Annotated in this window: 20 protein-coding genes; 14 read left to right on the forward strand and 6 right to left on the reverse strand. The window is 51.5% G+C overall.

Annotation, left to right across the window (positions count from 1 at the left end):
- The first annotated feature begins 139 nt into the window (after positions 1-139).
- Positions 140-1,855: a solute:sodium symporter family transporter gene (locus tag A7098_RS13850; RefSeq protein ID WP_085461483.1), complete on the forward strand. Its 1,716-nt coding sequence runs from the start codon at positions 140-142 to the stop codon at positions 1,853-1,855.
- Positions 1,852-3,345, forward strand: a complete 1,494-nt coding sequence (locus tag A7098_RS13855; RefSeq protein WP_105280960.1) for a sulfatase-like hydrolase/transferase — start codon at positions 1,852-1,854, stop codon at positions 3,343-3,345. The genes A7098_RS13850 and A7098_RS13855 overlap by 4 nt, the downstream gene beginning before the upstream one ends.
- 46 nt (positions 3,346-3,391) lie before the next feature.
- Here the strand turns inward: A7098_RS13855 and yidI are convergent, their stop codons facing one another.
- Positions 3,392-3,841: a protein YidI gene (gene yidI / locus A7098_RS13860; protein ID WP_105280961.1), complete on the reverse strand. Its 450-nt coding sequence runs from the start codon at positions 3,839-3,841 to the stop codon at positions 3,392-3,394.
- Positions 3,842-3,949: 108 nt separating this feature from the next.
- Here yidI and A7098_RS13865 point away from each other — a divergent pair, with 108 nt between their 5' ends.
- The 3 genes from A7098_RS13865 to A7098_RS13875 are packed head-to-tail and all read left to right on the forward strand — an operon-like array spanning position 3,950 to position 5,143.
- On the forward strand, positions 3,950-4,297 hold the full coding sequence (locus tag A7098_RS13865; RefSeq protein ID WP_000703955.1) for a YidH family protein: 348 nt from the start codon (positions 3,950-3,952) through the stop codon (positions 4,295-4,297).
- Positions 4,287-4,649 (forward strand): DUF202 domain-containing protein, encoded by a 363-nt coding sequence (locus tag A7098_RS13870; protein WP_001113440.1) that lies wholly within the window; start codon positions 4,287-4,289, stop codon positions 4,647-4,649. The genes A7098_RS13865 and A7098_RS13870 overlap by 11 nt, the downstream gene beginning before the upstream one ends.
- Positions 4,646-5,143: a radical SAM protein gene (locus tag A7098_RS13875; RefSeq protein WP_000148080.1), complete on the forward strand. Its 498-nt coding sequence runs from the start codon at positions 4,646-4,648 to the stop codon at positions 5,141-5,143. Before A7098_RS13870 ends, A7098_RS13875 begins: the two co-directional genes overlap by 4 nt.
- A gap of 6 nt (positions 5,144-5,149) precedes the next feature.
- On the opposite strand, the gene emrD is transcribed toward A7098_RS13875, so the two are convergent.
- Complete coding sequence (gene emrD / locus A7098_RS13880; protein ID WP_024212485.1) at positions 5,150-6,334, reverse strand: multidrug efflux MFS transporter EmrD; 1,185 nt, start codon at positions 6,332-6,334, stop codon at positions 5,150-5,152.
- A gap of 282 nt (positions 6,335-6,616) precedes the next feature.
- Entirely contained in the window at positions 6,617-6,706 is a 90-nt protein-coding gene (gene tisB, locus A7098_RS13890) for a type I toxin-antitoxin system toxin TisB (RefSeq protein ID WP_000060506.1), read from the reverse strand.
- 562 nt (positions 6,707-7,268) lie between these two features.
- On the opposite strand from tisB, the gene ivbL reads away from it, so the two are divergent.
- From ivbL to uhpT, 7 genes are all read left to right on the forward strand, one after another.
- Positions 7,269-7,367 carry an ilvB operon leader peptide IvbL gene (gene ivbL / locus A7098_RS13910; protein ID WP_016159932.1) on the forward strand — a complete coding sequence of 33 codons (99 nt, stop codon included), beginning with the start codon at positions 7,269-7,271 and terminating at the stop codon, positions 7,365-7,367.
- 104 nt (positions 7,368-7,471) lie between these two features.
- The gene (ilvB, locus tag A7098_RS13915; RefSeq protein ID WP_105280962.1) at positions 7,472-9,160 is read left to right on the forward strand and encodes an acetolactate synthase large subunit; all 1,689 of its coding nucleotides are present in this window, start codon (positions 7,472-7,474) and stop codon (positions 9,158-9,160) included.
- Between the two features lie 3 nt (positions 9,161-9,163).
- The gene (gene ilvN / locus A7098_RS13920) at positions 9,164-9,454 is read left to right on the forward strand and encodes an acetolactate synthase small subunit (protein ID WP_001181709.1); all 291 of its coding nucleotides are present in this window, start codon (positions 9,164-9,166) and stop codon (positions 9,452-9,454) included.
- 73 nt (positions 9,455-9,527) lie between these two features.
- Positions 9,528-10,118, forward strand: a complete 591-nt coding sequence (gene uhpA / locus A7098_RS13925; RefSeq protein WP_000633666.1) for a transcriptional regulator UhpA — start codon at positions 9,528-9,530, stop codon at positions 10,116-10,118.
- On the forward strand, positions 10,118-11,626 hold the full coding sequence (gene uhpB / locus A7098_RS13930) for a signal transduction histidine-protein kinase/phosphatase UhpB (protein ID WP_105280963.1): 1,509 nt from the start codon (positions 10,118-10,120) through the stop codon (positions 11,624-11,626). The genes uhpA and uhpB overlap by 1 nt, the downstream gene beginning before the upstream one ends.
- A gap of 9 nt (positions 11,627-11,635) precedes the next feature.
- Entirely contained in the window at positions 11,636-12,955 is a 1,320-nt protein-coding gene (gene uhpC / locus A7098_RS13935) for an MFS transporter family glucose-6-phosphate receptor UhpC (protein WP_010350496.1), read from the forward strand.
- A 202-nt stretch (positions 12,956-13,157) separates the two neighbouring features.
- Complete coding sequence (gene uhpT / locus A7098_RS13940) at positions 13,158-14,549, forward strand: hexose-6-phosphate:phosphate antiporter (protein WP_000879190.1); 1,392 nt, start codon at positions 13,158-13,160, stop codon at positions 14,547-14,549.
- Between the two features lie 43 nt (positions 14,550-14,592).
- On the opposite strand, the gene adeD is transcribed toward uhpT, so the two are convergent.
- Positions 14,593-16,359 (reverse strand): adenine deaminase, encoded by a 1,767-nt coding sequence (gene adeD / locus A7098_RS13945; protein WP_105280964.1) that lies wholly within the window; start codon positions 16,357-16,359, stop codon positions 14,593-14,595.
- Positions 16,360-16,533: 174 nt separating this feature from the next.
- Between adeD and adeQ the strand changes: the two genes are divergently transcribed.
- Both adeQ and A7098_RS13955 read left to right on the forward strand, forming a co-directional pair.
- Complete coding sequence (gene adeQ / locus A7098_RS13950) at positions 16,534-17,868, forward strand: adenine permease AdeQ (protein ID WP_016159934.1); 1,335 nt, start codon at positions 16,534-16,536, stop codon at positions 17,866-17,868.
- A 52-nt stretch (positions 17,869-17,920) separates the two neighbouring features.
- A complete protein-coding gene (locus tag A7098_RS13955; protein WP_085461478.1) occupies positions 17,921-18,373 on the forward strand; it encodes a DUF1198 domain-containing protein in 453 nt (150 codons plus the stop codon).
- Positions 18,374-18,509: 136 nt separating this feature from the next.
- On the opposite strand, the gene A7098_RS13960 is transcribed toward A7098_RS13955, so the two are convergent.
- Both A7098_RS13960 and A7098_RS13965 read right to left on the reverse strand, forming a co-directional pair.
- Entirely contained in the window at positions 18,510-18,833 is a 324-nt protein-coding gene (locus tag A7098_RS13960) for a DNA-binding transcriptional regulator (protein ID WP_105280965.1), read from the reverse strand.
- Positions 18,817-19,170, reverse strand: a complete 354-nt coding sequence (locus tag A7098_RS13965; protein WP_123056760.1) for a type II toxin-antitoxin system RelE/ParE family toxin — start codon at positions 19,168-19,170, stop codon at positions 18,817-18,819. Before A7098_RS13965 ends, A7098_RS13960 begins: the two co-directional genes overlap by 17 nt.
- Between the last annotated feature and the right edge of the window lie 20 nt (positions 19,171-19,190).

Genomic DNA, 19,190 nt, shown 5'->3' on the forward strand with positions numbered 1-19,190 from the left:
CACAACCTGAACTTAACAGAAAACAATCCGTTCAGGGATATGACGTTTGTATTTTAAGAATCTGACTGCCTGACCCGACGCATTTTACCTCTCCCTATATTCATGCGTCCGGGACATAAACATAAATAAGGGCTATGAGATGAATTCGTTACAAATCTTGAGTTTTGTCGGTTTTACGCTGCTGGTGGCGGTTATCACCTGGTGGAAAGTTCGTAAAACGGATACCGGATCGCAACAAGGCTATTTTCTTGCAGGGCGATCGCTAAAAGCACCGGTTATTGCCGCTTCGTTAATGTTAACCAACCTTTCCACGGAACAACTGGTCGGCCTTTCCGGGCAAGCCTACAAAAGCGGCATGTCGGTGATGGGTTGGGAAGTCACTTCTGCGGTGACGCTGCTCTTCCTCGCGCTGATCTTTTTGCCACGCTACCTGAAGCGCGGCATTGCTACCATCCCCGATTTCCTTGAGGAGCGTTATGATAAAACTACGCGCATTATCATCGACTTCTGTTTCCTCATTGCCACCGGCGTCTGCTTTCTGCCGATTGTTCTCTACTCCGGCGCGTTGGCGCTCAACAGCCTGTTTCACGTGGGTGAATCGCTACAACTTTCCGATGGCGCGGCTATCTGGTTACTGGTGATTTTGCTCGGTCTGGCGGGGATTCTGTATGCGGTGATTGGTGGGCTGCGCGCAATGGCGGTGGCGGACTCCATCAACGGTATTGGGCTGGTTATCGGCGGTTTGATGGTGCCAGTATTCGGCCTGATCGCGATGGGTAAGGGCAGCTTTTTGCAAGGTATTGAACAACTCACCACCGTTCACGCCGAGAAATTAAACTCAGTAGGCGGCCCGACCGATCCTTTGCCGATAGGTGCCGCATTTACCGGTTTGATTCTGGTAAATACCTTTTACTGGTGTACTAATCAGGGCATCGTGCAACGCACGCTGGCGTCAAAAAGCCTGGCGGAAGGGCAAAAGGGGGCGCTGTTAACGGCGGTGCTGAAAATGCTCGACCCGCTGGTACTGGTGCTGCCAGGGTTGATTGCGTTTCATCTGTATCAGGATCTACCGAAAGCCGACATGGCCTACCCGACGCTGGTCAATAACGTTCTGCCAGTGCCACTGGTGGGTTTCTTCGGCGCGGTGTTATTTGGTGCGGTGATCAGTACCTTCAACGGCTTTCTGAATAGCGCCAGTACGTTATTCAGTATGGGTATTTACCGGCGCATCATTAACCAGAATGCCGAGCCGCAGCAGCTGGTCACCGTCGGGCGCAAATTTGGTTTCTTTATCGCCATCGTTTCGGTGCTGGTCGCGCCGTGGATCGCCAACGCGCCGCAGGGGCTGTATAGCTGGATGAAACAGCTCAACGGTATTTACAACGTGCCGCTGGTTACCATCATCATTATGGGCTTTTTCTTCCCGCGCATTCCGGCGCTGGCGGCAAAAGTGGCGATGGGGATTGGCATAATCAGCTACATCACCATCAACTATCTGGTGAAGTTCGACTTCCATTTCCTCTATGTGCTGGCCTGTACGTTCTGTATCAACGTGGTGGTGATGTTGGTGATCGGTTTCATTAAACCTCGCGCTACGCCATTTACTTTCAAAGATGCATTCGCAGTGGACATGAAGCCGTGGAAAAACGTCAAGATCGCCTCATTTGGCATCCTGTTCGCGATGATTGGCGTCTATGCCGGGCTGGCTGAATTCGGCGGCTACGGTACGCGCTGGTTAGCGATGATCAGTTATTTCATTGCCGCCGTAGTGATTGTCTACCTGATTTTTGACAGCTGGCGGCATCGTCACGACCCAGCCGTAACCTTTACTCCCGACGCGAAGGATAGCCTATGAAACGCCCCAATTTTCTGTTCATCATGACCGATACCCAGGCCACCAATATGGTCGGTTGCTATAGTGGTAAGCCGCTGAATACGAAAAATATTGATAGCCTGGCGGCGGAGGGGATTCGCTTTAACTCCGCCTACACCTGTTCGCCGGTTTGTACACCTGCGCGCGCCGGACTGTTTACTGGCATCTACGCTAACCAGTCCGGGCCGTGGACCAACAACGTCGCGCCGGGCAAAAACATCTCCACCATGGGGCGCTACTTTAAGGATGCTGGCTATCACACTTGTTATATCGGCAAATGGCATCTCGACGGTCATGATTATTTCGGCACTGGCGAATGTCCGCCGGAATGGGACGCCGATTACTGGTATGACGGGGCGAACTACCTTAGCGAACTGACCGAAAGAGAGATCAGCCTGTGGCGTAATGGCTTAAACAGCGTCGAAGATTTAAAGGTGAACCATATCGACGAAACCTTTACCTGGGCGCATCGCATCAGCAACCGGGCAGTGGATTTTCTGCAACAGCCCGCGCGCGCCGAGGAACCTTTCCTGATGGTGGTTTCGTATGACGAGCCGCATCACCCGTTCACCTGTCCGGTGGAGTATTTAGAGAAATACGCTGATTTTTACTACGAACTTGGCGAGAAATCACAGGATGACCTGGCGAACAAACCGGAACATCACCGCTTATGGTCGCAGGCGATGCCCTCGCCAGTCGGTGATGACGGGCTTTATCACCATCCGCTCTATTTTGCCTGCAATGACTTTGTTGATGACCAAATCGGACGAGTCATCAATGCCTTAACGCCAGAACAACGTGAAAATACGTGGGTCATTTATACCTCCGATCACGGTGAAATGATGGGCGCACATAAGCTCATTAGCAAAGGCGCGGCGATGTATGACGACATTACTCGCATCCCGCTGATTATCCGCTCGCCACAAGGAGAGTCGCGACAGGTTGATATGCCTGTCAGCCATATTGATTTACTACCGACAATGATGGCGCTGGCGGATATTGAAAAACCTGACATATTGCCAGGGGAAAATATCCTCACAGCGAAAGAGCCACGCGGCGTGATGGTGGAATTTAACCGCTACGAGATTGAGCATGACAGCTTTGGCGGCTTTATTCCGGTGCGTTGCTGGGTGACGGATGACTTTAAACTGGTGCTCAACCTCTTCACCAGTGATGAACTTTACGATCGCCGTAATGACCCAAATGAAATGCATAACCTGATCGATGATATTCGTTTTGCCGACGTTCGCAGCAAAATGCATGACGCCTTATTGGGTTACATGGACAAAATTCGCGATCCGTTCCGCAGTTACCAATGGAGCCTCCGTCCGTGGCGCAAAGATGCGCAACCGCGCTGGATGGGGGCGTTCCGCCCTCGCCCACAGGATGGTTATTCTCCAGTGGTACGCGACTATGACACCGGTTTACCGACGCAAGGGGTGAAAGTCGAGGATAAAAAACAGAAGTTCTGACGATGATGCCCGCTGGCGGAAACCTGGCGGGCAATATTCAGGCTGCTTAAACCAGTGAACTGCCAGTCAGGAAAGAAAAAATCAGGAATATCAGTAGAAGGCTGCACACGATGCCGATACCAAAAAGCAAGGTATGGAAAGCCAGCGTCCCGCCGCCAAATACCAGAGCGCCGCGAATGCTCCAGCGATTTTCCTTACGCATACCGCCAACAAATGCGCAAAGTAGCGCAGCAATGGCCAGTGCGATACCGCCTTGATCGAGGATTTTATCGACATCAGGCGTTTCTTTTTTTTCCACGGTGGTAATTTTTTCGCCTTTTATTCCGGCGAGAAGACCTCTTTTAATTTCAGCCGTTTTGTCCGCCACGATGCTTTCAAGCGTTAGCGGTGGCGCGGAAAAAGGGCCGAATGAAAAGTGGATAATCCCCATCATTAAGGCGATGGCACCGAACAGCATGCCCAATGAACTGATTTTATTTTGCGCTATGATACCCATCTGACCTCCTTGTAGCGGATGGCAAAAGCATATCAAGAAAACATCAACCGAAATTCCTAAAAAGAGACGGATAAAACATCGCTATTGTGAAATTGCAAAGGAGCAACAATGAAAATTTCCCGCCTCGGAGAAGCGCCTGATTACCGCTTTTCGTTGGCTAATGAACGTACATTTCTGGCGTGGATCCGTACTGCACTAGGATTTCTGGCAGCAGGTGTGGGGCTGGATCAACTTGCGCCAGACTTCGCCACGCCCGTCATTCGCGAGCTGCTGGCGTTATTGCTATGCTTATTTTCTGGCGGACTGGCAATGTATGGCTACCTGCGCTGGTTACGCAATGAAAAAGCGATGCGTCTGAAAGAAGATTTACCCTACACAAACAGCTTATTAATCATCAGTTTAATATTGATGATCGTGGCGGTGATCGTTATGGGACTGGTGTTGTATGCCGGATAGCCGCAAAGCCAGACGGATTGCCGACCCAGGCCTTCAGCCGGAACGCACATCGCTGGCATGGTTTCGTACCATGCTGGGCTACGGTGCGTTGATGGCGCTGGCAATCAAACATAACTGGCACCAGTCAGGCATATTGTTCTGGATTTCTATTGGCATCCTCGCCCTTGTGGCACTAATCCTCTGGCGCTATACACGAAATCGTAATTTAATGGATGTGGCTAATAGCGATTTTTCCCAAATTTGCGTAATCCGTGACAAATTTATGATCTCCCTCGCGGTGTTATCTCTCGCAATACTGTTTGCTGTTACGCATATACACCAACTTATCGTATTAATTGAGAGAATCACATGACAGGAAGTCAGGTTATAGATGCTAAAGAGGACAGGCATAAACTGGTTGTAGAGTATAAAGATACATTACAACCAGGTGATTTTTATAAGAATTTAAAACAGAGGGGCATCCGCGCCGTGCAACTCATTCCCCATATAGAATTTAATGACCGAGGCGAGCTGACGGCAGCGTCGGTGACAACCGAGTTATGGGGACAATTTTTAATCGCCCTGTTCGAGTGTTGGGTGCGGACAGATATCAGTCGTATATCAATCGAGCTTTTTGATGTCACGCTGCAAAAATGGTGCGGGAACGAAAGCCAACAACCACAGAGGGGGTGTCAGGAGTGTGACTGGTATCTCCTTTGCCCTCATGCCGGGGATGGTCAGCCGGATAAGGTACTTTGTGCTGGCTATCAGGCTTTTTATTCCCACTCCGCGCCGCACATGCGGGTAATGCGCGACTTGATAAAGCAGCATCGTTCTCCTGTGGAGCTGATGACGATGCTGTGGTGACGTAAGTTAAACGGGCTGTCCCTGCTGCGACATCCGCGTCGCCAGCGGCAGCCAGCACAGCACAATTAACATTCCCATTAAGGTCATCAATAGCCCCAGGCTTCCCTGGCCGGTTTGCGGCAGCATCGCGGAGAGCGACGCCAGCACGCCGGAACCAATGTTTTGCAGACCGCCGACCAGTGCGCCAGCCGTGCCCGCCAGGAAGGGGAAAGGCTCCATCGCGCCGCTAGTTGCCAGCGGAAACAGCATCCCGGCACCGAAAAAGAACAATGCTGCGGGAACGAGCAGTGTCCAGACACTCATTACGCCAAACCAGCTGGGGATCCACATCATCAGTCCTGCCAGCAGGCAACAGATAACGGACTGCCACATTAACGAAGAGAACCGTTTATTCGGGCGTCCGGCAAACCATGCACCGAAAAATGCCGCCGGAATTGGCAGAATAAACAAAATACTGACTGTCATACTGCTCAGCCCTAATACTGCGCCCATCAGCACCCCAGAACAGGCTTCGAAAGCGGCAATCCCTGCCAGACCGCCAATCAGCATCAGTAAATAGCAGTTAAAACCGCCATTTCCAAAGAGCGTTTTATAGCTGGTGAGCAGACGCGTACGCGGTGCATCGACAGGGCGCGTTTCTGGCATCCAGCGTGCCATACTGAAGGTCACACCAGCACAAAGCACCAGTAAAAACAGGTAACAGGCTCGCCAGTTCCACATGGTATCCAGTAGACCGCCAATGAGTGGTGCGAGCAAAGGGCTGACGAGAATACCCATATTTAACATGCTATTAGCGTGGCGTAGCTGTGTCCGTTCATACAAATCACGCGGCAATGTACGCGCCATCACACCACCAACACCGGTTCCCATCCCTTGCATTGCGCTGGCAGTAATCAATACCGTCAGGCTGGAGGTGGTGACCGCAACCAGCGTTGCTAACATAAAAATGGACATTCCGATGAGGATCACCGGGCGGCGACCTACCCTGTCGGAAATTGGGCCATAAAATAGTTGTGAGACACCGTAGGTCAGCAGATAAGCGCCCATTACGCTCTGCACCGCCCCTTCACGGACGTTGAGATCGCGCGCCATATCGGCAATAGCAGGAATATAAATAGTTTGCGCCATCTGACCGACGGCCACGAGTAATACCAACATCAATAATAAATTGACGTTTCTATGCCTTTTCATTATCACAGACGCTTATAAAAATATATTTAGAATAAGTTACTACGCATTCGAATAAATGCGGGAGAGAAATCTATCACATTGATAAATGTTAGCCAGATATATATGAGGAATAGTAATAAGAAAAACGGCAGAATATATAAACAAAAGCGGCAATAAATGTTGCCGGAATAGGGATAAAACCTTAACGCCACATCCGCCAGCATCGCATCCGACACCCATTTGCAAGCAGAATATAAAAGGGGAGCGGTTTCCCGCTCCCCTTTAGTGCGGCTTGAATCTGAATTACTTAAGATATTTCAGAACAGCATCAAGCAGTTGCAGTGCTGCAACAATGAGTTTGAGGATAAGAATGGCGATATCCACCAGGCTCATACGCGTCTCCTGTGGTTCAGGAGCACTACCAGCCGACGTACCTTTCCGCTGCCTGTTGCCAGCTGTTGTGCACGCGGTCTCTCAAGGAGAAACGTTGTGCTGTTGACATAACACAGTGTGCTCACGCGGGGTTAAGGCGCTGACGGCACCACCCGTTTCAGCCAGGACTTAGTGCGCCGGGTAACGATGCGGCCCCGCATAACACATTGCGTACAGTGATATTATAGAAACGCACTGTATAAATAAACAGTAATTTTTGGACAAATTGCAAACTGTGATCGATACTCGACTATGCGTTAAAAAAGTCAAAATTCGTGCCGAAATTGCGTGTTCTATGCGGAACACGTATACTTTCAGTGTTGACATAATACAGTGTGCTTTGCGGTTACCAGCCGCGAGCGGCTGACGAAACCTCGCTCCGGCGGGGTTTTTTGTTACCTGCGATTCAGTACAAAACGTGATCAATCCCTCAATTTTCCTTTGATGAAAAATTTTCCATTGTCTCCCCTGTAAACCTGTGCTTGTATAAATATTGTTAAACACAAAACCAACAAGGTTCCCAATGACTATTTCCATGCTCAACGCAAAACTACTACCAACTGCGCCATCCGCCGCAGTGGTCGTCGTGCGTGTGGTGGTGGTCGTCGGCAATGCGCCGTAGGGACTGGAACAACACACGATTCCAAAACCCCGCCGGCGCAAACCGGGCGGGGTTTTTCGTTTAAGCGCCCCCGGAAAGTCGGCTCAGAAGAAAAGGACTGGAGTATGGCAAGTTCGGGCATAATATCGACACGCAAGCGTTTTACTGGCGCAGAATTTATCGTTCATTTTCTGGAACAGCAGGGCATTAAGATTGTGACGGGGATACCTGGCGGCTCGATTCTCCCTGTCTATGACGCCTTAAGCCAAAGCACGCAAATCCGCCATATTCTGGCTCGTCACGAACAAGGCGCGGGATTTATCGCCCAGGGGATGGCGCGTACCGACGGCAAACCCGCAGTTTGCATGGCCTGTAGTGGGCCGGGGGCGACTAATCTGGTGACTGCCATTGCCGATGCGCGGCTGGACTCTATCCCGCTGATTTGCATCACCGGTCAGGTTCCTGCCTCAATGATTGGCACCGACGCTTTCCAGGAAGTCGATACCTACGGCATCTCTATCCCCATCACCAAACATAACTATCTGGTCAGACATATCGAAGAACTCCCGCAGGTCATGAGCGATGCCTTCCGCATTGCGCAATCAGGCCGTCCTGGCCCGGTGTGGATAGACATTCCTAAGGATGTGCAAACAGCGGTTTTTGAGATTGAAGAACAACCTGTTATGGCAGAAAAAGCCGCCGCCCCCACCTTTAGTGAAGAAAGCGTTCGTGACGCTGCGGCAATGATTAACGCCGCCAAACGCCCGGTGCTTTATCTGGGGGGCGGTGTCATTAACGCGCCTGCACGGGTGCGTGAACTGGCAGAGAAAGCCCGGTTGCCCACCACCATGACCTTAATGGCGCTGGGCATGTTGCCGAAAGCGCATCCACTGTCGCTGGGTATGCTGGGGATGCACGGTGTGCGCAGCACCAACTATATCTTGCAGGAGGCGGATCTGCTGATTGTTCTCGGAGCACGTTTTGATGACCGGGCGATTGGCAAAACGGAGGAGTTCTGTCCGAACGCCAAAATCATCCATGTGGATATTGACCGCGCAGAGCTGGGTAAAGTGAAGCAACCGCATGTGGCGATACAGGCGGATGTCGATGACGTGCTGGCGCAACTGATCCCGCAGGTGGAAGCCCAGCCACGAGCAGAGTGGCATCAACTGGTGGCTGATTTACAGCGCGAATACCCGTGTCCAATTCCAAAAGCGTGCGATCCGTTAACACATTACGGCCTGATTAATGCCGTTGCCGCCTGCGTGGATGACAACGCGATTATTACCACTGATGTTGGTCAGCATCAGATGTGGACGGCGCAGGCCTATCCGCTCAATCGCCCACGTCAGTGGCTGACCTCCGGTGGGCTGGGTACGATGGGCTTCGGCCTGCCTGCGGCGATTGGCGCGGCGCTGGCGAACCCCGATCGCAAAGTGTTGTGTTTTTCCGGTGACGGCAGTCTGATGATGAATATTCAGGAGATGGCCACCGCCAGCGAAAACCAGCTTGATGTCAAAATCATTCTGATGAACAACGAAGCTCTGGGGCTGGTGCATCAGCAACAAAGTCTGTTCTACAAGCAGGGTGTTTTTGCTGCCACTTATCCGGGCAAAATCAACTTTATGCAGATTGCCGCCGGATTCGGCCTCGAAACGTGTGATTTGAATAACGAAGCCGATCCGCAGGCCGCATTGCAGGAAATGATTAATCGCCCTGGTCCGGCACTGATCCATGTACGGATTGATGCGGAAGAAAAAGTTTACCCGATGGTGCCGCCAGGTGCGGCGAATACTGAAATGGTGGGGGAATAAACCATGCAAAATACAACTCATGACAACGTGATTCTGGAACTCACCGTTCGCAACCATCCTGGTGTAATGACCCACGTTTGTGGGCTTTTTGCCCGCCGCGCCTTTAACGTTGAGGGCATTCTCTGTCTGCCTGTTCAGGACAGCGACAAAAGCCATATCTGGCTACTGGTGAATGATGATCAGCGGCTGGAGCAGATGATAAGCCAGATAGACAAACTGGAAGATGTGGTAAAAGTGCAGCGTAATCAGTCCGACCCGACCATGTTTAACAAGATTGCTGTGTTCTTTCAGTAACCGCTCAAGGCTTGAACAGCGGCGCGCTTATCGTTAAGGTAAGCGCGTTTTTTTTACCCGCCAGGACAAGACCATGATAACCGTTGCCCTTATAGACGATCACCTTATCGTCCGCTCCGGCTTTGCGCAGTTGCTGGGGCTGGAACCTGATTTGCAGGTAGTTGCCGAGTTTGGTTCGGGGCGCGAGGCGCTGGCCGGGTTGCCAGGGCGCGGTGTGCAGGTGTGTATTTGCGACATCTCTATGCCGGATATTTCCGGTCTGGAGCTGCTAAGCCAACTACCGAAAGGCATGGCGACAATTATGCTCTCCGTTCACGACAGTCCGGCGCTGGTTGAACAGGCGCTCAATGCGGGGGCACGCGGCTTTCTCTCCAAACGCTGTAGCCCGGACGAACTGATCGCTGCGGTGCATACCGTTGCCACGGGCGGCTGTTATCTGACGCCAGATATCGCCATTAAACTGGCATCCGGTCGTCAGGATCCGCTGACCAAACGCGAACGTCAGGTAGCGGAAAAGCTGGCGCAAGGGATGGCGGTGAAAGAGATTGCCGCCGAACTGGGCTTGTCGCCGAAAACTGTGCACGTACATCGCGCTAATCTGATGGACAAACTGGGCGTCAGTAACGATGTTGAACTGGCTCGCCGCATGTTTGATGGCTGGTGATGAAGACATTTTTCTCCCGCTTAAATACTGTAATTTCCTGCTTTTTTATCTTCTCTGCCGCATGGTTTTGCCTGTGGAGTATTAGCCTGCATCTGGTTGAACGACCGGATCTGGCGGTATTGCTGTTTCCGTTTGGTCTGCGACTGGGGCTGATGTTGCAATGCCCGCGCGGATACTGGCCGGTGTTGCTGGGCGCGGAATGGCTGCTGATTTACTGGCTGACGCAGGCTGTCGGGTTAATGCATTTTCCGTTATTGATGATCGGTAGTTTCTTGACGTTACTGCCTGTGGCGTTGATTTCCCGCTTTCGCCATCAGCGCGACTGGCGCACATTGTTGTTACAGGGGGCAGCGTTGACGGCGGCAGCGTTGTTACAGTCGCTGCCCTGGCTTTGGCACGGGTATGGTAACGAATCGTGGAACGCGCTGTTATTAACCTTAACTGGTGGTCTGACGCTGGCTCCTGTTTGCCTTGTGTTCTGGCACTACCTGGCTAATAACACCTGGCTGCCGCTAGGGCCGTCGCTGGTTTCTCAGCCGATAAACTGGCGCGGGCGGCATCTGATTTGGTACTTGCTGCTGTTTGTTATCAGCCTCTGGCTGCAATTGGGACTGCCGAACGAACTGTCGCGTTTTACGCCATTCTGCCTGGCGCTGCCGATTATCGCTCTGGCCTGGCACTATGGTTGGCAAGGGGCGCTGATTGCGACGTTGATGAACGCCATTGCGCTGATTGCCAGCCAGACATGGCGCGATCATCCGGTAGATTTATTGCTCTCGCTTTTGGTGCAAAGTCTGACAGGGCTGTTACTGGGCGCAGGCATCCAGCGACTGCGTGAGCTTAACCAGTCGCTACAAAAGGAACTGGCGCGCAATCAGCATCTCGCTGAACGGTTGCTGGAAACCGAAGAGAGCGTGCGCCGCGATGTGGCGCGTGAACTGCACGACGATATCGGTCAGACCATCACCGCCATTCGTACTCAGGCGGGTATTGTTCAGCGGCTGGCGGCAGATAACGCCAGCGTGAAGCAGAGCGGGCAGTTAATCGAACAACTGTCGCTGGGCGTTTACGACGCGGTGCGCCGCTTATTAGGACGGTTACGTCCGCGCCAGTTGGATGATCTCACCCTGGAGCAGGCTATCCGTTCATTGATGCGAGAAATGGAGCTGGAAGGTCGCGGCATTGTCAGTCATCTTGAATGGCGGATAGATGAATCAGCATTAAGTGAAAACCAGCGTGTGACGCTGTTTCGTGTCTGCCAGGAAGGGCTGAACAACATTGTGAAACATGCCGATGCCAGTGCGGTCACGCTGCAAGGCTGGCAGCAGGATGAGCGATTAATGCTGGTGATTGACGACGATGGTAGCGGTTTGCCGCCAGATTCAGGGCAACACGGTTTTGGTCTCACCGGAATGCGTGAGCGCGTAACGGCGTTGGGCGGCACCTTGACCATATCCTGTCTGCACGGCACGCGCGTCAGTGTCTCTCTACCCCAACGTTATGTGTAAGGCTTGATGATGTTGCAGTTCCTGAAAGCACCTGCCGACGCGCCGCTGATAAGCGATAAACGTGAAATTGATGCCCGCTATCGTTACTGGCGTCGGCATATTTTGCTGACAATCTGGTTGGGCTATGCGCTTTTTTATTTCACGCGTAAGAGTTTTAACGCCGCTATGCCAGAAATCCTTGCCACTGGCGTGCTAAGTCGTAGCGATATCGGCCTGTTAGCAACCCTGTTTTACATCACCTACGGCTTGTCGAAGTTTGTTTCCGGCATTGTCAGCGACCGCTCAAATGCGCGTTATTTTATGGGGATGGGGCTTATTGCGACTGGCATCATCAACATTCTGTTTGGATTTTCCACTTCGCTATGGGCGTTTGCCGTGCTCTGGGTGTTGAACGCTTTTTTCCAGGGCTGGGGTTCGCCGGTTTGTGCGCGGCTGTTAACCGCCTGGTATTCACGTACCGAGCGCGGCGGTTGGTGGGCGTTATGGAACACGGCGCATAACGTTGGCGGCGCGTTGATCCCTATTGTGATGGCGGCAGTTGCGCTGCATTACAGCTGGCGTATCGGGATGATGGTTGCCGGTTGTATGGCGATAGTCGTGGGGATTTTTCTTTGCTGGCGACTGCGCGATCGCCCGCAGGCATTAGGTTTACCGGCGGTCGGCGAATGGCGGCACGACGCGCTGGAGGTCGCCCAGCAGCAGGAAGGCGCAGGGCTGACGCGTAAAGAGATCCTCACCAAATATGTGTTGCTGAATCCGTATATCTGGTTGCTTTCGTTCTGCTACGTGCTGGTCTACGTGGTTCGCGCAGCGATCAACGACTGGGGCAACTTGTACATGTCCGAGACGCTGGGCGTCGATCTGGTCACGGCGAATACGGCGGTGACGATGTTTGAACTGGGCGGATTTATCGGTGCGCTGGTTGCCGGTTGGGGTTCGGACAAACTGTTTAACGGCAACCGTGGGCCGATGAATTTGATTTTCGCCGCCGGGATTTTGCTATCAGTCGGCTCGCTGTGGCTAATGCCGTTTGCCAGCTACGTGATGCAGGCGACTTGCTTCTTCACCATTGGTTTTTTTGTTTTTGGCCCACAGATGTTAATCGGTATGGCGGCAGCAGAGTGTTCCCACAAAGAAGCGGCAGGGGCGGCGACGGGGTTTGTCGGCTTGTTTGCTTACCTGGGGGCGTCGCTTGCTGGTTGGCCGCTGGCGAAAGTGCTCGATACCTGGCACTGGAGCGGTTTTTTTGTGGTTATCTCCATTGCCGCCGGGATCTCGGCCTTGCTATTACTGCCCTTTTTGAATGCTCAGGCACCGCGCGAAGCGTGATACATCTCACCTTTTTACCTCATATCCGGCAAAACTAAGAAATTTTCCAGGTTTTGCCTGGACACTATCTCAGGCCTGATTGGCTGCTGATTTTTACAATGCCATCATTCATTAATTCTTTCCCCAATTAATTCAAGTTGCAGGAATACATGCAGCTAAAGCACCTGCGGCTTGAAGAATGATGGGAAATCAGGAGTAACCCATGCTGGCTTTCCTCAACCAGGTTCGCAAGCCGACTCTGGATCTTCCGCTCGAAGTGCGGCGCAAAATGTGGTTCAAACCGTTCATGCAATCCTACCTGGTGGTCTTTATTGGCTACCTGACGATGTATCTGATTCGCAAGAACTTTAACATTGCGCAGAACGACATGATCTCCACTTACGGGTTGAGCATGACGCAGTTGGGGATGATCGGCCTGGGCTTCTCCATCACTTATGGCGTGGGTAAAACGCTGGTCTCCTACTACGCCGACGGCAAAAACACCAAACAGTTCCTGCCTTTCATGCTGATCCTCTCTGCTATTTGTATGCTGGGCTTCAGCGCCAGTATGGGCAGCGGCTCGGTTAGCCTGTTCCTGATGATTGCGTTTTACGCCTTAAGCGGCTTTTTCCAGAGTACTGGCGGCTCATGCAGTTATTCCACCATCACCAAATGGACGCCGCGTCGTAAGCGCGGGACGTTTCTCGGTTTCTGGAACATTTCCCACAACCTCGGCGGTGCGGGCGCGGCGGGTGTGGCGCTGTTCGGCGCAAATTACCTGTTCGACGGTCATGTGATCGGCATGTTTATTTTCCCGTCGATTATCGCGCTGATTGTCGGTTTTATCGGCCTGCGTTACGGCAGTGACTCCCCTGAAGCGTATGGCCTCGGTAAAGCCGAAGAACTGTTTGGTGAAGAGATCAGCGAAGAGGACAAAGAGACGGAATCCACGGATATGACCAAGTGGCAGATCTTTGTTGAGTATGTGCTGAAAAACAAAGTGATCTGGCTGCTGTGCTTCGCCAACATCTTCCTGTACGTGGTGCGTATTGGTATCGACCAGTGGTCAACCGTGTACGCGTTCCAGGAACTGAAACTCTCTAAAGCGGTGGCGATTCAGGGCTTTACGCTGTTTGAAGCAGGCGCACTGGTCGGTACTCTGCTGTGGGGCTGGCTCTCTGACCTGGCGAACGGTCGCCGTGGCCTGGTAGCCTGCATCGCGCTGGCGCTGATTATCGCGACACTCGGTGTGTATCAGCACGCCAGCAATCAATATATCTACCTGGCTTCTCTCTTTGCATTAGGTTTCCTGGTATTTGGTCCGCAACTGTTGATTGGCGTGGCGGCTGTTGGCTTTGTACCGAAAAAAGCGATCGGCGCTGCCGACGGGATTAAAGGCACCTTCGCCTATCTGATTGGTGACAGCTTTGCCAAGTTAGGTCTGGGGATGATTGCCGATGGTACTCCGGTATTCGGCCTCACCGGCTGGGCTGGAACCTTCGCCGCGCTGGATATCGCCGCAATTGGCTGTATCTGTCTGATGGCGATAGTCGCGGTGATGGAAGAACGCAAAATTCGCCGCGAGAAAAAAATTCAGCAGTTGACAGTGGCATAAACGTAACTGGTGACTTTTGCCCGGCATGACGCCGGGCATTTTTTTATTCCGCAATTTCCAGCGTAGTGAAGGCAAACTTCTCGCCATCAAACAACCCCTGGCTGGTCAGTTTCAACGCGGGGATCACTGGCAGGGAAAGAAACGCCATCTGAATAAACGGTTCATCCGGTAACGAACCACATTTGCGGGCGGCAACTTTCAGGGCGTCAATTTGCTCCGCCAGCGACTGCGCCGTGTCGGTGCTCATCAGGCCGGCAATGGGCAACGGTAGATGGCTCTGCACCTGACCGTCACGCACTACACACAGCCCGCCGCCATCCTGAATCACCTGATTTACCGCCAGCGCCATCTCTTCCGTACTACGACCGATCACCACAATGTTATGGCTGTCATGGCTAACCGTCGCAGCCAGTGCACCTTCATTCAGACCAAAGCCCCCAAGCAAACCACAGGCCGGAGCCAGTCGTTGCCCGTAACGCTCAAGCACGGCAATAAAGCACACATCATCGCGATCAAAACCATTTTCGCTATAGACGCTGGAGCGGGAGTGCGTAATCAGCTCATTATGGATAACGTCAATGACCCGATAGCGTTTTCCGGGCGTAAATTGTAGGGCAAAGTCGCTGGCGGAAACCGGCTGGCGAGCAATAGTATTGCCATACGGTGGGGCGGATTGCGCCAGTCTCGCCGACTCTTGTGCTTGCAAGGTTTGCGCGTCAATCGGTTCGCCTTTCACCAGTACCTGCTGCACCGTGACCTTACGCGCATCACTTAACAGGACGATATCGGCCTGCTTGCCGGGCGCCAGTAAACCGAGATGATTAAGACCAAAATGGCGCGCTGTTGACCAACTGGCGACGCGATATGCCACATGCAGCGGCACATTGTGCTGTTCGATCAGGCGGCGAATTAAGGCATCGATATGCCCTTCATGGGCGATTTCCCACGGGTTACGGTCATCGGTACAGAGCATACATTGCGGGCTATTAAATTCGTTGATTAACGGAGCCAGCGCGTTGAGGTTGCGGGCAGCGGATCCTTCGCGGATCATCAACGACATGCCGAGTTGTAATTTCCGACGGCCTTCTTCCAGCAAATAGCTCTCATGGCAGTTTTCAATACCGGCAGCAATATAGGCGTTAAGTTCTTTACCGCCTAAACCGGGGCAGTGACCGTCCAGCGTCAGATAGCGAAACGCGTCCAGTTTATCGAGCAGCGCATCCTGCCCGCTAATTACGCCAGGATAGTCCATCATTTCCGCGAGACCGGTAACCTGCGGGTGATCTCGCCAGGCGAGCATCTGTTCGAGAGTAAAACTGGCGCCGTTTACATCGCAGCCTTCCAGTGCGGGTACGCAAGAGCTGACTTGCAAATACTGATTCTGCTTTGCCTGTTCTGCGCAGCGAGCAAACCAGGCGAATCCGGATTCGCCCATGACATTGACGATTTCATGGGGATCGCAAATAACAGTTGTCAGGCCGCGTGGCAGGGTGGCGGTTTCAAAGGTGACTGGCGTCATCATGCTGGATTCAATATGCAGGTGAGCATCAATAAATCCTGGTACTGCCGTTGCGCCGTTAGCATCAATTCGGTGCAAAGCCGGAGCGTTGACGTATTCTGCGCCAACACCAGCAATGTAACGCCCTTTAATCACAATCGGGCCGGAAATTTCTCCGCCATTGATCAGATCCAAAATAGAGACATTATCAATAATATAATCGGCAACGGCTTCGCCACGGGATACGGCTAACAATTCCTGGTATTCGCTCCGACTAATGTAATGAAATTTATGGCTAATAGAATTATTCATGTTTTTCTCATTTTGATTTTATCAAATTGATTATTATTTATCATAAAGAAACGTCGCGAGATTATTAAAGAATATCCATTAATGTGCAATTGAAATGTGATAATTATCACTGAACCAGTGTTGTCATTTGTTTTACAAAAGCAAGGATTTAAATTTCCTTCAATGGACAAAAAAATGAATAATGACAATACCGATTACGTGAGTAATGAATCAGGGACGCTTTCGCGATTATTTAAACTTCCTCAACATGGAACCACCGTCCGCACAGAATTGATTGCGGGGATGACTACTTTTTTAACCATGGTGTACATCGTTTTTGTTAACCCGCAAATCCTTGGCGCGGCACAAATGGACCCGAAAGTGGTATTTGTCACCACCTGTTTAATTGCCGGTATTGGCAGTATTGCGATGGGGATATTTGCTAACTTACCCGTGGCGCTGGCACCGGCAATGGGGCTGAACGCCTTCTTCGCGTTCGTGGTTGTGGGGGCGATGGGGATCTCCTGGCAGACCGGGATGGGAGCCATATTCTGGGGCGCAATCGGACTGTTTTTGCTCACGCTCTTTCGTATCCGTTACTGGATGATTTCCAACATTCCATTAAGTTTACGTATTGGTATCACCAGTGGTATCGGGTTATTTATTGCCTTGATGGGATTAAAAAATACCGGTGTTATTGTCGCCAATAAAGATACGCTGGTTATGATTGGCGATTTAAGTTCTCACGGCGTGTTGTTAGGTATTTTAGGTTTTTTTATTATAACCGTGTTGTCATCACGTAATTTTCATGCGGCGGTGTTGGTTTCTATTGTTGTTACTTCCTGCTGTGGATTATTTTTCGGTGATGTTCATTTTAGCGGCATCTATTCCATTCCACCCGATATTAGTGGTGTCATTGGTGAAGTCGATTTGAGCGGCGCGTTGTCGCTTGAACTTGCCGGTATCATTTTCTCCTTTATGCTGATCAACCTATTTGATTCATCAGGAACATTAATTGGGGTAACTGATAAAGCTGGCTTAATAGATAGTAACGGTAAATTCCCCAATATGAATAAGGCGCTGTATGTCGATAGCGTCAGTTCGGTGGCGGGTGCGTTTATCGGCACCTCGTCTGTTACCGCCTATATTGAAAGTACTTCTGGTGTGGCGGTCGGTGGCCGCACGGGGCTGACTGCGGTTGTGGTCGGCGTTATGTTCCTGTTGGTTATGTTCTTCTCACCGCTGGTGGCAATGGTTCCACCCTATGCGACTGCCGGGGCGCTCATCTTCGTGGGCGTGTTAATGACCTCAAGTCTGGCGCGCGTTAACTGGGATGATTTTACCGAATCGGTGCCCGCATTTATTACTACGGTGATGATGCCCTTTACTTTCTCGATCACTGAAGGTATCGCGCTGGGCTTTATGTCGTACTGCATTATGAAAGTTTGTACCGGACGATGGCGCGATCTGAACCTGTGTGTGGTGGTTGTAGCGGCGCTGTTTGCGCTGAAAATCATCCTGGTGGATTAGTATCTGATAAGTGTTTCCAGATATCATGAGGGCCGGTTACGCAGGAGAACTCATGATCTGGATAATGCTCGCTACGATGGCGGTGGTGTTTGTGATTGGTTTTCGGGTGCTGACATCCGGAGCCAGAAAGGCGATTCGCCGTCTCAGCGATCGGCTGAATATTGATGTCGTACCCATCGAATCGATGGTCGATCAGATGGGAAAGTCAGCGGGTGACGAATTTTTACGTTACCTGCATCGCCCGGATGAGTCGCACCTGCAAAACGCCGCGCAGGTGTTGCTCATCTGGCAAATTGTCATTGTCGATGGTAGCGAACAGAACCTGTTGCAATGGCATCGAATTTTACAAAAAGCCCGCCTTGCCGCGCCGATTACCGACGCTCAGGTCAGGCTGGCGCTGGGTTTTCTGCGCGAAACAGAACCTGAAATGCAGGAGATTAACGCTTTCCAGATGCGCTATAACGCGTTCTTTCAGCCTGCCGAGGGCGTTCACTGGCTGCATTAAAACTGCTTTGCCTGATGCGACGCTGGCGCGTCTTATCATGCCTACATACCCACGTCTAACCTGTAGGGCAAATAAGGCGTTCACGCCGTATCCGCTATGGGATCTGACAGTAGGCGGACGCATTCCTACGTTCTATTTACAGCAGCACCTCTAACCCGTGTTTTTGCACAATACTAAGCAGTTTTAATGACATACCGCTGGGGCGCTTAGCGCCGCTTTCCCATTTTTGTACAGTTGAAACGCTAGTATTGAGATAGTGAGCGAAGACGGGTTGACTCACTTTTAATTTTTCCCGCAGTGCTTTTATCTCAACAGGTTGTAAGTCTGGCACGCTGGTCAGGCAGGTTTTGTCAAAAGTACGCATTGTTTCGGCAGAAATGACATCAACGCGGGACAATCCAGCAGCCGCGCTGTGAATGGCCTCAAATGCAGGACTTTTGAATTTAGTTTTTGCAGTCATAGCAAATCTCTGTCAGTTCTTTACTGTTAATCATGACCGTCAGTTGGGCTTTCGTCAGGAAGGCATAATGCTTTGCGAGTTCACGAAATCCAGACAGTTCCTGACTATTGATGTTCGACATATCCTGTTTTGCATATAAAAACGTGTAAAACCAATTGCTAACCCCTTTCGCCAGAATAATTGCACGCTCACGATTTTGGTGAAGGCGCTTTTTAAAAACGCTACCACCAAGCGCATCAGCTTTACCCTGATCTGTTTCTAAAATGGCCTGGCACAACTCTTCATCTGTTATTGCATGAGACTTCGCTTCCCTTGCAAACCATTTAGTTTTAAACACACGCATATCGTTGAGGTACG

The sequence above is a fragment of the Escherichia sp. MOD1-EC7011 genome (genome assembly GCF_002965005.1).
In the GTDB taxonomy this organism is placed as follows: domain Bacteria; phylum Pseudomonadota; class Gammaproteobacteria; order Enterobacterales; family Enterobacteriaceae; genus Escherichia; species Escherichia ruysiae.

Coding starts and splice junctions, on each gene's coding strand:
- A7098_RS13850 (WP_085461483.1), top strand. CDS start 140: ATGAATTCGTTACAAATCTTGAGTTTTGTCGGTTTTACGCTGCTGGTG.
- A7098_RS13855 (WP_105280960.1), top strand. CDS start 1,852: ATGAAACGCCCCAATTTTCTGTTCATCATGACCGATACCCAGGCCACC.
- yidI (WP_105280961.1), bottom strand. CDS start 3,841: ATGGGTATCATAGCGCAAAATAAAATCAGTTCATTGGGCATGCTGTTC.
- A7098_RS13865 (WP_000703955.1), top strand. CDS start 3,950: ATGAAAATTTCCCGCCTCGGAGAAGCGCCTGATTACCGCTTTTCGTTG.
- A7098_RS13870 (WP_001113440.1), top strand. CDS start 4,287: ATGCCGGATAGCCGCAAAGCCAGACGGATTGCCGACCCAGGCCTTCAG.
- A7098_RS13875 (WP_000148080.1), top strand. CDS start 4,646: ATGACAGGAAGTCAGGTTATAGATGCTAAAGAGGACAGGCATAAACTG.
- emrD (WP_024212485.1), bottom strand. CDS start 6,334: ATGAAAAGGCATAGAAACGTCAATTTATTATTGATGTTGGTATTACTC.
- tisB (WP_000060506.1), bottom strand. CDS start 6,706: ATGAGCCTGGTGGATATCGCCATTCTTATCCTCAAACTCATTGTTGCA.
- ivbL (WP_016159932.1), top strand. CDS start 7,269: ATGACTATTTCCATGCTCAACGCAAAACTACTACCAACTGCGCCATCC.
- ilvB (WP_105280962.1), top strand. CDS start 7,472: ATGGCAAGTTCGGGCATAATATCGACACGCAAGCGTTTTACTGGCGCA.
- ilvN (WP_001181709.1), top strand. CDS start 9,164: ATGCAAAATACAACTCATGACAACGTGATTCTGGAACTCACCGTTCGC.
- uhpA (WP_000633666.1), top strand. CDS start 9,528: ATGATAACCGTTGCCCTTATAGACGATCACCTTATCGTCCGCTCCGGC.
- uhpB (WP_105280963.1), top strand. CDS start 10,118: ATGAAGACATTTTTCTCCCGCTTAAATACTGTAATTTCCTGCTTTTTT.
- uhpC (WP_010350496.1), top strand. CDS start 11,636: ATGTTGCAGTTCCTGAAAGCACCTGCCGACGCGCCGCTGATAAGCGAT.
- uhpT (WP_000879190.1), top strand. CDS start 13,158: ATGCTGGCTTTCCTCAACCAGGTTCGCAAGCCGACTCTGGATCTTCCG.
- adeD (WP_105280964.1), bottom strand. CDS start 16,359: ATGAATAATTCTATTAGCCATAAATTTCATTACATTAGTCGGAGCGAA.
- adeQ (WP_016159934.1), top strand. CDS start 16,534: ATGAATAATGACAATACCGATTACGTGAGTAATGAATCAGGGACGCTT.
- A7098_RS13955 (WP_085461478.1), top strand. CDS start 17,921: ATGATCTGGATAATGCTCGCTACGATGGCGGTGGTGTTTGTGATTGGT.
- A7098_RS13960 (WP_105280965.1), bottom strand. CDS start 18,833: ATGACTGCAAAAACTAAATTCAAAAGTCCTGCATTTGAGGCCATTCAC.